Raw genomic sequence first — 11,602 nt, 5'->3', positions numbered from 1 at the left:
GAATTAACAGGATGAGGCGCCTCCCCACGAGACGCCTTCTCCTCTATTTAATTAACTGAACCATTTTTCATAATCGCTGTCATCCATTGATTCGACCATCCCCACTAAGTAGCCGTTCCCTACTTGAGAGAAAAAGTCGTGGTTGCTGGTTCCCGTCGATATCCCATTCATAATAATAGGATCCACATCTTGAGCAGTATCCGGGAAGAGTGGATCGAACCCTAGATTCTGCAGAGCTTTGTTGGCATTATACCTAAGGAAAATCCCGACACTCTCGGTCCACCCAATGGCATCGTATAGATAGCTCGTGTATTCTGTTTCGTTCTCATAAAGTTTAAAGAGCAATTCATACGTCCAGTTTTTCATTTCTTCCTGTTCAGACTCACTCAGTTGATTGAATGCGATCTGAAATTTGTAGCCGATGTACGTTCCATGAACGGATTCGTCACGGAGGATCAACTTGATGATCTCAGCCACATTCGTCAACTTTCCATTACCCAAATAGCGCAGCGGCGCATAGAATCCGGAATAAAACAGGAAAGATTCCAGAAATACACTGGCTACTTTTTTCTGAAGCTCAGTGCCTTCTTGATAAATAGCATTGATGATTTGTGCTTTCTTTTGAAGCATCGGATTGCTGTGAGTCCAGTCGAATATATCATCGATCTCTGATTTTGAATTCAGCGTACTGAAAATCGCGCTGTAACTTTTCGCATGCATCGATTCCATAAATTCGATATTGTTATACACGGCCTCTTCATGTTGTGTACGGCTATGCTTTTTCAGTGCTTCGATACCGTCCTGAGACTGAAGCGTGTCCAGAAGAGTCAATCCTCCAAACACTTTTGCAATCATATCTCTTTCATCCAGCGCTAACGTATTCCAGTCACTCAAGTCATTCGATAAGGGGATACGGGTATCTGTCCAGAACTGTTCGACCAGTTTTTCCCATGTCAGCTTGTCGATCATGTCTTCAATACGGTTCCAGTTTATGGCTTTATATGTTTCAGTCACTTTGAACTCTCCTTCATTGGCACAACGACTCTCTGTCGTCACCTTATCTGCCTGCGAATTATATCGTACAGCTTTCGCACGCATTTGCGCCGATTTCTTCCTCGTCATCCGTAAATGTGCGGATATAATAAATCGATTTGATTCCTTTTTTATGTGCATACTGTCTGAGTATGGTTAAATCACGTGTGGTCTGTTTATTGGTTCTGCCTTCTTTCCACTCGTACAAGCCTTCAGGAATAACTGAGCGCATGAACAGTGTCAGACTCATTCCCTGATCGACGTGTTTTTGTGCAGCTGCATAGATATCGATTACTTTACGCATATCCATATCATAGGCACTCACGTAATAAGGCATTGTTTCATTAGAAAGATAACGAGCAGGGTAATAGGTTTTACCGGTCAGTTTTTCCTGACGTTCTTCGACCAAACGTGTAATCGGATGGATACTGGCAGATGTTTCGTTGACATAGCTGATCGATCCAGTTGGCGCTACAGCCAGTCGGTTCTGATGATACAGTCCATGCGTCTGAATGTCTTCTTTCAGTTGCATCCAGTCTTCTTTAGACGGTACCGTAATGTTTTTATCTCTGAAAATACCCGCTACTTTATCATGGTCGAATGAGAATGATTCAGACGTGTAACGATCGAAATATCGTCCGTCAGCATAGGCAGATTTTTCAAAGTTATGAAAAACGTCATTGCGCTCTCTGGCCATTTTATTGCTGGCTTTCAGCGTATGGTAGTTCAAGAGCATAAAGTAAGCATCTGTAAATTCGATCGACTCCGGTGATCCGTAGTGCATCTGATTCAATGCAAAGAACGTGTGGAGTCCCATAGCACCCAACCCAATCGTGTGGTATCGGTCGTTTCCGTTTTTAATTGTCGGAACTGCCTCAATACTTGATTTATCCGTAACGTAAGTCAGAGCTCTGACCATTGTATCGATCGACTGCTCAAAATCAGGTGTGTTCATTAGGTTCACTATATTAGTAGACCCCAAGTTACAACTGATATCTGTTCCAAGGACTTCGTACTCCTGATTATCTTTAATCACAGACGGTTCCTGAATCTGCAGGATTTCACTACATAAATTACTCATCGTAATCGTTCCGTGTACAGGATTTTCTCTATTAGCCGTATCAATATTGATGATATACGGATAGCCCGATTCCTGTTGCAGTTTGGACAATTCATTTTCCAGTTCTCTGGCATTGAGTTTTGTCTTCTTGATTTCCGGGTTTGCCACCATGTTGTCGTACTCTTCAGTAATATCGACATACGCGAAGGGTTCCCCATAGATGCGTTCAACATCGTACGGGCTGAATAAATACATTTCTTCGTTGCGAGCAGCCAATTCATAGAATTTATCTGGAACAACGACACCAAGTGACAGTGTCTTCACTCTTACTTTTTCGTCAGCATTTTCTTTTTTAGTGGATAAGAAACGCAGGATATCCGGATGGAAGATGTTCAGGTAAACTGCTCCGGCACCATTTCTCTGGCCCAGCTGGTTTGAATAACTGAAGCTGTCTTCGAGTAATTTCATAACTGGAAGCACACCACTTGATGCATTTTCAATCTTCTTGATCGGGTCTCCGGCCGCTCTCAGGTTTGATAAGTTGACCCCTACGCCTCCGCCAATACGTGACAGCTGCAGAGCAGAGTTGATGACGCGTCCGATGCTGTTCATATCATCTGTTGCCTGAACCAGGAAACAGGAGACCAACTCGCCTCTACGTTTTCTCCCGGCGTTTAAAAATGTCGGTGTTGCTGGCTGATAACGCTGATTTAAAATCTCATCAGCGATGTGTCTCGCCAGTTCTTCGTCACCGTCTGCAAGGAATAAAGCATTGAATGCAATGCGGTCTTCGAAGCGCTCCAGGTAACGTTTACCGTCATTCGTTCTCAGGGCATATTGCGTGTAAAATTTGTATGCGCCCATGAATGAACGGAAACGGAAGCCTTTCTGATATAAATCCTCAAACAATTCTGTAATAAAGTCACGGGAATATTTTTTCAGGAAAGGCTCTTCAATAAAGTCGTTATTAGTCAAATAGTCGATTTTATCGAGAACGGAGTCAAAAGGGACTGTGTTCGGATTCACATGCTCTTTAAAGTAAGCACGTACCGCTTCCTGATCTTTGTGAAGAGGGATCTGATTGTTTACCGGTCGGTTGATTTCGTTATTTAATTGAAAATAAGTTGTGTCTTTAGTCGTTGCTTTCACTGTGGAGTTTGAAGCCAAGATCTTTCACCGCTTTCTTCAGTATTCTTACATCTTCATCTGATCCTTGAAATTCGAACTGATGAAGTAAAGGGACGTTGTATGCTTTCGAAATGTCTTTTGCTGTAAATACGAACAGCTGACCAAAATTGATATTTCCGCCACCGGCAATGCCTTTGAAATAAGACACATTTTCTGCAGTTTCCAGAAAATCGTTTAGAAGGTCACTAACTTCTTCATCATAAGTAGGTGTCACAATAATGAAAGGTTCAGTTACGACGATAAATGGATTTGCCGGATTCAACTCCAGCAAATCCATATTTAATTTGTTTACAAATTTTCTGGTCTGTCCAGTTAATGAGAAGTAAACAACTTTCATTATTATGCCAGTCTATTAAGCAAGTCAGGTCTGAATCCGTGGAAAGCTTCGATACCTTCGGCAATAACAACAGGTAAAGAACTAAATCCAAGACTTTTCACTTCGTTGACTGCCTGTTCATTTTGCTCGATATCTTTAACTTGATAAGGAATGCCTTTATCTTCCAGAAATTTTTTAGTGAAATTACATTGCATACAATTAGGTTTAGAATAGACGACTACGGGTGTGTTTTGCATGTTGATCTCCTCCATTAAGGGTAATTATCGGTTATATAACACATACAACATATTGTATGTGAGTTATTCTGTCCGTTTAAATTTATTATTTTAACGATAGTTTTATTTTACAGCAGAATAAATAAAAATCAAGAGGAACACACTAGATATATTGATTATTTTTAAACCGAACACAACATATAGTGCCTAAACAAAAAACACACTCCCGTCAAGAACGTCAGAATGCACGTCTGTCGGGAGTGTTTTGTTGTAAAAAACTTTAATGTTTTTTTCTAGACACTATATATAGTGGTGCTTATTTTCTTTCGCCATAGATGACTTCGAGACAAAAAGCACACGGTTCGTCTCCATCTCTTCGTGAACCGTAAAAAAGATTACAGACATGAAAGCCGTCTTCATATATCTTCTCGAGATTCAGACGAGATTTTGTCATACCCGTATCTGTCAATTGTTTTTCCAGTGATTGCTGCTTAATAATTTCTGCTAAACGATCTCTTAAGTGCTGATTTTCCATCCGTAAAACATTGTTATCTTCGGTTAAGTGAGATAACTCTTTTTTCATGTTTTTGATTATATCCAAGGTGGCTGCTGCTTGAGATTCTAAGTCAGAAAAAGTATCGTGCAGTTCTTTTTTATTCATTGGTCACCACTTCTTTTTACTTTCATCGTTAGCTGATTTTCTACAGAGCGGGTTCGATTTCTTTCCCACATCTCTTTATAGCATACCATGATTAGTATAAAATTGCCAAACGAACTGAGCAGTCTTTCTAAACTAGCGTCCTTCTTTTACGATGGCTATCAGCTGCAGGGAACAGTCTTCAAATATGCCCTGCGCCGCCACATTACTGTCCAATTGCTTCTTACCTGTAAGGATGACTTCCATCATCTTAGCAATAGTCAGAGGTCTTAAAATGGCAGCATCTTTTTTTAGGTCATCCTGCTGAGACGTAAATGCAAAGGAATAGTCTTCGCTGACCTGGCTGTTCAAGACATCCTGGAGCAGGATAAGCATCAAATCCAGTACGAGATACTGGTCAGCTTTTTCTTTAGCTAGTGACATAAGATCTGTATGGACGTAAACAAAGGCCTGATCGTCTTTTTTTGATATGAACGTATACCATTTCCAGACGGTTTGAATGAGTTGGGTCAGCTCTTCTTTTCCCGCAAGCTCTTCTGCCTCGTTCGCATCACTTGTCAGGTGAACTAAAATCGCAGCCTTTTCTTTTGAGAGGCCATTATCAACCAGCGTCTGAATCCGGTCTAATTTGGGCAGCTGCGGAAAATGAATCAGCTGACTACGTGACAGGATGGTTGAAAGCAGTCTATGTTTAGCCGTTGTCAGAAGAAACACCGTAATGTCACCGTCCGGCTCTTCCAGAAACTTCAGCAAACTGTTCGCTGCCTGATTGGTCATCTTTTCAGCATCTTTAACAATTACTAGTTTACGCCGACTTTCCATCCCGCTTTTAGTGAACTCTTCTTTCAGCGCCCTGACCTGACCAATTTTGATTGATTGACCATCCGGCTCTATTTCAAGCACATCCGGGTGATGGTGTTCAGCAATTCGTCGGCACGTCTCACAGGACTGACAGGCGCCGTGCTCGTTTTGAGGACAGTAAAGAGACTGAGTGATCCACATAGCCATCTCTTTTTTTCCTGTCCCGGCTTTTCCTTCAAATATATAAGCATGCTGTAATCTATTTTTCTTTAGTAACTGAAGAAACAGCCGCTGAATGCTCGGCTGTCTGTTTGTTTGAGTAGACATCATAGGTCCCCTGTTAATTAGAATTGTAAAAACTGATCGATTGGAAGAACAAATAGGGTTGCGCCGCCAACTTCAACATCGACCGGGTAAGTCAGATCGGATTCAAGCGTAAAGTCATAAGAGGGTGGACTCATCATAGTCTGGCTGCGAGTTGAACAGTTTTCTTTAATCAGTTCCAGAACGTCATCCACTTTTCTGTCTTCTACTCCTAATAGAAACGTCGTGTTTCCTGATCTTAAAAATCCTCCTGTTGAAGACAATTTAGTGGCTCTGATTCCATTCTCCACAAACTCATCTGCCAAACGTTTACTGTCTTGATTCTGAACAATTGCAACGATTAATTTCATCGTGATCATCCTTTCCTTGTCTTAATTTTTGTCGCTGATTTTTGCTTTTATAACAGCCCACGTTTCCTGAAAAACATGATCTTCATCCTTTGATGCATCAATGATTGTAAAACGATCTGGTTCCAGATCGATCAACTTAAAGTAGCCTTTTCGAACGTCTTCATGAAATGTTATTGCCTCAAGCTCTAATCGATCCTGTTTCCGGTTCAACTTTTTATCTTTAATACGCTCAAGTCCAACATGTGCTTCCACATCTAAATAGATAGTCAAATCAGGTCGTAAGCCTTCAATCGCGAATTCGTTGATCGCTTTAACTTCTTCTATTCCGATTCCTCTCGCCTGACCCTGATAGGCAATAGAACTGTCTACAAAGCGGTCACACAAGACAATATCTCCTCTGTCCAAGGCTGGGCGTATTTTTTCGACTACATGCTGACGTCGTCCGGCTGCCAGCAGGAGCGCCTCTGTCCTGGCATCCATTTTGGTATGGAGCGGGTTTAAAATAATTTCTCTGATTTCTTCAGCAATCTCACTTCCACCCGGTTCTCTCGTCATGACTAAAGGACGATCGGTCTCGTTTTGAATTGCCTCATTTAATCTTTTTACCAGACTGGACTTTCCTGCCCCGTCCGGCCCTTCGATCGTGATAAATAATCCCTTCACGACATTTCCCCCATCTTTAACAGTATTCTTATATTCATTATACGGTAGATTAATCCGTCTTGTCCATTCGTTTCTCGAAAAGCAGGTTCTGAAAACCGGCACACTACTATTCACCCGATAAGAAGCCTTCCAGTCAGCTGATTAATTGTATATTGAGAAATAATTGCTGTTATACGTGCAAATCTTCAGAAGTTTTAGGCAGGAATCGGGAAAGGGCTGAAGATTAGAGCTTTTCTTCAGAAGTTTAGAACGGAGTAGCGTGTACTTATTTAGATCACATTGTATCTTGAGGAGTTTCGACTAAATAGTACTCGACTTATTATGATTCAGTCAATCTGAAACATGACGGCTTTGTTAAAGTGGACGACACCAAAAAACAACCTCTTCACCGCTTAAAAAGTGAGCATTTCCCATTTGGTGTAAAACATGTTTGACACTATAAAGATTATTCTATACACTAAATATGTAAAACATGTTTGACACATTCGATTAATCAGGGGGTTACATATGCACAACCATATAAGAGTGCTACGTGAAGATAAAAAAATATCTCAAGGAAAACTGGCCGAATTATGTCGTGTCAGCAGGCAGACGATCAATGCAATCGAGAATAATAAATACGACCCCAGTCTGCAGCTGGCTTTTGACATAGCAAAGAACCTTGATACCACTATCGATTGGCTTTTCTTACCTAAAGGAGGAAATTAAAATGACACTTAAAAAAACGTATGGACTAGTTTTAGGCTTAATAACTTTGGCAATGATTGGTAATTTGATTTACCGTCTGTTTAGTGGCTCGCCCATTGGATACCAAGAAGTCATTCTCACAGGTGCTGTCACAGTCGGCTTCTTTTACTTCTGGACATGGGGATCCCGCAAGAATAAAGACGGAATCTTACCAAATGAAGAACTTGGAAAGACCATCGAACAAAAGAGTATGGCGTTTAGCTACTACCCCCTCGTTGGTCTTTTGTGGATTGGACTGATCGTGGACAAGACACTGACAGATACGACCAATATCACTTTGCTGATTATACTTGGAATTGCACTGATTGTTCCCTCGCTATTGTCTTTCATCATCGCACAGACTTATGCGGTCAGATTGAATGTCATAGGGAAAGCAGCTGAAGAAGTTGTTTATAGAGTTAATCGTATAAAAAAGAAAACAAGAATAAGAATACTCTCTATAGCCGTGTTTCTTACTACCTTATTCATCACCGGACCTGTTTTCAGAGATTCAGGAAATTTGTTTTATGATTTACTGGTCTTTCTATTTGGAGAGCCATCTGAGACTGGCGTTGATCTTTTCCCCATTCTATTCAGTGCTGTGATTATATTGCTTGTGTTGTTTGCCGGGCATCGATTTCATCAGTCGATCAGTGATGAAGATTAAGAGATAGTATACGCACTGATTCGCAAGAGCCTATTTTAAATAAGCTAGACTTAACTTTGATTGTATAAAAAAACACCACACAAGGTACTGACCCCTTAAAGTTAGATTGTTTACTCTAGCTTTAAGGAATTGGTACCCAAGTGGTGTTTTTTTGATCCATTAACTCGTTTGCACTCATCTGCTGTAATGGTAATAGAAGTCAGTTTACTGCATTACTTCAAATGGTCACCTTTCAAATGCCTGATACGTGCCTCTTTAAACAGATAAAAGTACTTGGCTTTCTGAAGCTTTGATTCAGCTTCCCATGTCGAATTTTCTTTAATCATGATGTTATCGAGATGTTTCCCGGCTTCGTACAATTGCCTCTGTTTTTTTATGAGTGTGATCAGCTTCTGGTCATACTCGTTTTTCAACTGATGTTTTTTTCTAAAAAATCCCATACGTCACGTTCCCTACATTTCTCTTCTGCCTTCAACTGCTTTAAGCAGCGTGACTTCATCTGCGTATTCTATATCGCTGCCAACTGACAAGCCGTGAGCGAGACGTGTGACTTTTATGCCTGCCGGTTTAATCAGACGTGAAAGATACATAGCAGTTGCTTCTCCCTCAGCTGTTGCATTGGTGGCTATAATGACCTCCACAATCTCATCTTTCTGAAGCCGTTTGATGAGGACCGGAATGTTGATATCTTCCGGTCCGGTTCCTTCGATGGGTGACAATACTCCATGCAGGACATGATAAAGTCCTTTAAATTCGTGCATTTTCTCCATCGAAATCACATCTTTAGGGTGTTCAACAACCAGAATAACAGACTGATCACGGTTCTTGTCCTCACAAATATCACACGGATCATTCTGTGTCATGTTCCCGCAGACCGAACAATAGGTCAAATCCCGCTTGACACTGATGAGAGCTTTGGCAAATCGTGTCACATCATCTTCATTCATACCTACCGTATAAAAAGCCAGGCGGGCAGCTGTTTTCTCCCCGATTCCTGGCAATTTCATATAACTTTCCATTAATTGTGCTATCGGTTCTGGATAATGCATAACCGTGTCCTTTCTTCTGTAAACTCAGCTAAAATCACTCCTGAATTTACAGTCTTCAAACTTGAACTGTGTTACATTCCGGGAATCCCTAATCCTTTAGAGTATTTTCCCATCGTCTTTTCAGTTTCTTCGTCTATTTTAGTCAATGCATCATTTACTGCAAGTAAAACTAGATCTTCCATTATTTCAACATCTTCAGGGTCCACAATGTCTTCTTTGATCGTTACTTTCTTACATTTCTTGTCGCCTGTAAACAGTACTGTCACCAGATCATCATTGGCTGTTCCTGTAAACTCTGTTTCGTTTAATGCTTCCTGTGCAGATTCCATTTCTTTCTGTATTTTCTGCATTTTTTTCATCATACCTTGCATATTTCCCATTCCGCCACGCATTGGGCATTCATCCTCTCTTATTCTTTAATCGTTACAATTTCTTTTCCGAACATCCCGATCGCTTCAGTCACGATGGCATCTTCCTCAGGAGCTGACTCTTGTTCAGCTGAGACATCTTCTTCTACTGTCTCGCCGCCCTTTTTCAGACGCTGGATAAAGGACTGTCTGACAGTCGGCCATTGTTCAGATGGCACCGTACACAGTTCAGCCCGATGGCCAATCACTTTTTCTAGATAATCGCCGATCGAATCCAGCAGAAACGAATCATTTTGAGCTCTCTCACATAGAATATCATAATCAAACGTGACAACCAACCCATTAGGACTCGCTGCGACCGGTTTAGACGTCTTCATGATCGCTTTTTGACCAGCCGGCAGGTAATCGATCAAATCAGGCCAGACATCTTTTAATTTGGCAAGATCATCTTTTGTCGCTTTTTCCAATATTCTGAAGACCTGTGTCTGATTCACTTTGAATGTCTGCTGTTTTTTCGGCTTACGTGACTGAGCGGCGGGTTTTGGTGCCGCTGTGTTTTGAACACCCTGCTGCATTTGTTCAATCATTTTCTGCATCTGCTGCATTTTATCTTTCATATTACTGAGTTCCTGACTGTCTCCCTTTGCTTCGGAAGCAGCCGGTGCCACTTTTGTCATGACAGGCTGTGTCAGACGAACAGTCGCGACTTCCAAATACACTTCAGCGTGACTTGATTGTCTCATTTCCTGATGGGTCTGATTCATGACCCGGATGATGTCATAAATTTTCTCAGGATCTGCCTGCGCTGAAAGCTGCTTGAACTGGTCATCCACTTTGCTCATTTTCAGCACGGTTTCTTCCTGTGTTTTACTGTATATCAATATATCTCTACAAAAAAGGATGGTATCATCTACCAGACGGTTGGCGTCTTTTCCTTCCTGCAGAATGGCGTGAAGGAGTGACAATCCTTTTTCGGTATCATTGACTAATGCCGCTGATACATATTCACTCAACAGTTCCTGTGTGATACTTCCTGTGATCCGCAGTGTTTCGTCAAGAGTGATCAGTCCATCTGAAAAAGAAAGGGCCTGGTCCAGTATACTCAAGGCATCCCTCATCCCCCCTTCAGCCGCTTTTGCGATAGCTAAAAGGGCATCCTCTTCATACTCAACTTCTTTTTCCTTTAAGATATAAGTCATCCGTCGAATAATATCCTGAGGTGAGATCCGTCTGAAATCAAACCGTTGTGTTCTCGAAATAATGGTCAGCGGGATCTTATGCGGTTCGGTTGTGGCTAGAATGAACACGACATTGGCCGGTGGTTCCTCCAATGTTTTTAGCAGCGCATTAAATGCACCCATAGAGAGCATGTGGACCTCATCTATTATATAGACTTTATATTCAGCCTGAGTAGGAGCATAGTTTGCCTTCTCACGAATGTCTCTTATTTCTTCGACTCCATTATTACTAGCCGCATCGATTTCAATAACATCATTCAGGTTCCCTAACGTAATGGCTTTACAAATATCACAGGCGTTACACGGTTCCCCATCTTGAGCGTGAGGACAGTTCATCGCTTTAGCGAATATTTTGGCTGCACTTGTTTTTCCTGTTCCCCTTGGACCGGAGAATAAATAAGCATGACTCGTGTTCCCCTGACTCAAAGCATTTCTTAAAGTCTTCGTAACGGCTTCCTGCCCCGCCACATCTTCAAACCGCTGAGGACGCCAGACACGATATAAAGCTTGATAACTCATTTTCTCCCTCTTTTCTTCATTCAGTCTCTTCTTTATTATAGGCTAAATGCCACTCGATTAAAAAAGAAATTTTCAGCTTTGAGCAAAAAAAAGATGCCCTTATAATAAGGAACATCTTTCTATGAACAAAGAGCTTTATTCATGGCTATGTACACATGACACATGATGGAACAGTACTTAGTGCTGCTTCCTTCCGGACCTGACACGGTTCATACGCCCACCATTGCCATGCGGCCTTGCGGCAATTACTATAATAGCACACGTCATGAATTATTTCCAGAGCTTTTAAAAATCTGTTGATTCAATTGTGACAGTCGCTCTTCTCTTTCAATGATCAGAAGGCCTTTACAGTGCCCAACTAATACTCACTCTGTCTGTCATCTCCAGCTTTACTAACAGCAAAAAAA

General features: G+C 41.4%; 14 protein-coding genes and 1 other RNA gene. 2 read left to right on the top strand and 13 right to left on the bottom strand.

The genetic code is table 11. The features are described 5' to 3' along the window. Positions 1–51 precede the first annotated feature (51 nt). The 8 genes from nrdF to tmk all read right to left on the bottom strand — a co-directional run bounded on the left by nrdF (position 52) and on the right by tmk (position 6,628). Positions 52–1,014, bottom strand: a complete 963-nt coding sequence (nrdF, locus tag CLV38_RS06395) for a class 1b ribonucleoside-diphosphate reductase subunit beta (protein WP_281260045.1) — start codon at positions 1,012–1,014, stop codon at positions 52–54. A gap of 58 nt (positions 1,015–1,072) precedes the next feature. Continuing rightward, on the bottom strand, positions 1,073–3,259 hold the full coding sequence (gene nrdE, locus CLV38_RS06390) for a class 1b ribonucleoside-diphosphate reductase subunit alpha (RefSeq protein WP_211295431.1): 2,187 nt from the start codon (positions 3,257–3,259) through the stop codon (positions 1,073–1,075). Then, positions 3,225–3,617, bottom strand: a complete 393-nt coding sequence (gene nrdI / locus CLV38_RS06385; RefSeq protein ID WP_106192999.1) for a class Ib ribonucleoside-diphosphate reductase assembly flavoprotein NrdI — start codon at positions 3,615–3,617, stop codon at positions 3,225–3,227. Before nrdI ends, nrdE begins: the two co-directional genes overlap by 35 nt. Before the next feature lie 2 nt (positions 3,618–3,619). After that, on the bottom strand, positions 3,620–3,853 hold the full coding sequence (gene nrdH, locus CLV38_RS06380) for a glutaredoxin-like protein NrdH (RefSeq protein WP_106192997.1): 234 nt from the start codon (positions 3,851–3,853) through the stop codon (positions 3,620–3,622). 295 nt (positions 3,854–4,148) lie between these two features. Next, a complete protein-coding gene (locus CLV38_RS06375; RefSeq protein WP_106192994.1) occupies positions 4,149–4,493 on the bottom strand; it encodes an initiation-control protein YabA in 345 nt (114 codons plus the stop codon). Positions 4,494–4,625: 132 nt separating this feature from the next. Next, positions 4,626–5,618 carry a DNA polymerase III subunit delta' gene (gene holB / locus CLV38_RS06370; protein ID WP_170068835.1) on the bottom strand — a complete coding sequence of 331 codons (993 nt, stop codon included), beginning with the start codon at positions 5,616–5,618 and terminating at the stop codon, positions 4,626–4,628. Between the two features lie 17 nt (positions 5,619–5,635). Further along, positions 5,636–5,965, bottom strand: a complete 330-nt coding sequence (locus CLV38_RS06365) for a cyclic-di-AMP receptor (protein ID WP_106192989.1) — start codon at positions 5,963–5,965, stop codon at positions 5,636–5,638. A gap of 21 nt (positions 5,966–5,986) precedes the next feature. Continuing rightward, positions 5,987–6,628 carry a dTMP kinase gene (gene tmk, locus CLV38_RS06360; protein ID WP_106192986.1) on the bottom strand — a complete coding sequence of 214 codons (642 nt, stop codon included), beginning with the start codon at positions 6,626–6,628 and terminating at the stop codon, positions 5,987–5,989. Between the two features lie 507 nt (positions 6,629–7,135). On the opposite strand from tmk, the gene CLV38_RS06355 reads away from it, so the two are divergent. Both CLV38_RS06355 and CLV38_RS06350 read left to right on the top strand, forming a co-directional pair. Then, entirely contained in the window at positions 7,136–7,336 is a 201-nt protein-coding gene (locus tag CLV38_RS06355; protein ID WP_106192984.1) for a helix-turn-helix transcriptional regulator, read from the top strand. A gap of 1 nt (position 7,337) precedes the next feature. Then, positions 7,338–8,021, top strand: a complete 684-nt coding sequence (locus CLV38_RS06350; RefSeq protein ID WP_106192982.1) for a hypothetical protein — start codon at positions 7,338–7,340, stop codon at positions 8,019–8,021. Between the two features lie 212 nt (positions 8,022–8,233). Here CLV38_RS06350 and CLV38_RS06345 read toward each other — a convergent pair whose 3' ends face one another. From CLV38_RS06345 to ffs, 5 genes are all read right to left on the bottom strand, one after another. Beyond that, a complete protein-coding gene (locus tag CLV38_RS06345) occupies positions 8,234–8,461 on the bottom strand; it encodes a YaaL family protein (protein ID WP_106192979.1) in 228 nt (75 codons plus the stop codon). A gap of 12 nt (positions 8,462–8,473) precedes the next feature. Continuing rightward, positions 8,474–9,070 (bottom strand): recombination mediator RecR, encoded by a 597-nt coding sequence (recR, locus tag CLV38_RS06340; protein ID WP_106192977.1) that lies wholly within the window; start codon positions 9,068–9,070, stop codon positions 8,474–8,476. 71 nt (positions 9,071–9,141) lie between these two features. Beyond that, complete coding sequence (locus CLV38_RS06335) at positions 9,142–9,462, bottom strand: YbaB/EbfC family nucleoid-associated protein (RefSeq protein WP_106192975.1); 321 nt, start codon at positions 9,460–9,462, stop codon at positions 9,142–9,144. Positions 9,463–9,479: 17 nt separating this feature from the next. Beyond that, positions 9,480–11,195, bottom strand: a complete 1,716-nt coding sequence (dnaX, locus tag CLV38_RS06330; RefSeq protein WP_106192973.1) for a DNA polymerase III subunit gamma/tau — start codon at positions 11,193–11,195, stop codon at positions 9,480–9,482. Between the two features lie 147 nt (positions 11,196–11,342). Further along, an RNA gene (gene ffs / locus CLV38_RS06325) (signal recognition particle sRNA small type) lies at positions 11,343–11,430 on the bottom strand. Positions 11,431–11,602: the final 172 nt, after the last annotated feature.

Source organism: Alkalibacterium olivapovliticus (genome assembly GCF_003003275.1).
GTDB classification, from domain to species: Bacteria; Bacillota; Bacilli; order Lactobacillales; family Carnobacteriaceae_A; genus Alkalibacterium; species Alkalibacterium olivapovliticum.
Note: the sequence above shows the minus strand (reverse complement) of the source record. Positions and strands in the feature narration are given on the sequence as shown.

What these genes read in the sequence shown, in the direction of transcription:
- nrdI (WP_106192999.1), bottom strand. Translation starts at nt 3,617, where the DNA reads ATGAAAGTTGTTTACTTCTCATTAACTGGACAGACCAGAAAATTTGTA.
- nrdH (WP_106192997.1), bottom strand. Translation starts at nt 3,853, where the DNA reads ATGCAAAACACACCCGTAGTCGTCTATTCTAAACCTAATTGTATGCAA.
- CLV38_RS06375 (WP_106192994.1), bottom strand. Translation starts at nt 4,493, where the DNA reads ATGAATAAAAAAGAACTGCACGATACTTTTTCTGACTTAGAATCTCAA.
- holB (WP_170068835.1), bottom strand. Translation starts at nt 5,618, where the DNA reads ATGTCTACTCAAACAAACAGACAGCCGAGCATTCAGCGGCTGTTTCTT.
- CLV38_RS06365 (WP_106192989.1), bottom strand. Translation starts at nt 5,965, where the DNA reads ATGAAATTAATCGTTGCAATTGTTCAGAATCAAGACAGTAAACGTTTG.
- CLV38_RS06355 (WP_106192984.1), top strand. Translation starts at nt 7,136, where the DNA reads ATGCACAACCATATAAGAGTGCTACGTGAAGATAAAAAAATATCTCAA.
- CLV38_RS06350 (WP_106192982.1), top strand. Translation starts at nt 7,338, where the DNA reads ATGACACTTAAAAAAACGTATGGACTAGTTTTAGGCTTAATAACTTTG.
- CLV38_RS06345 (WP_106192979.1), bottom strand. Translation starts at nt 8,461, where the DNA reads ATGGGATTTTTTAGAAAAAAACATCAGTTGAAAAACGAGTATGACCAG.
- recR (WP_106192977.1), bottom strand. Translation starts at nt 9,070, where the DNA reads ATGCATTATCCAGAACCGATAGCACAATTAATGGAAAGTTATATGAAA.
- CLV38_RS06335 (WP_106192975.1), bottom strand. Translation starts at nt 9,462, where the DNA reads ATGCGTGGCGGAATGGGAAATATGCAAGGTATGATGAAAAAAATGCAG.
- dnaX (WP_106192973.1), bottom strand. Translation starts at nt 11,195, where the DNA reads ATGAGTTATCAAGCTTTATATCGTGTCTGGCGTCCTCAGCGGTTTGAA.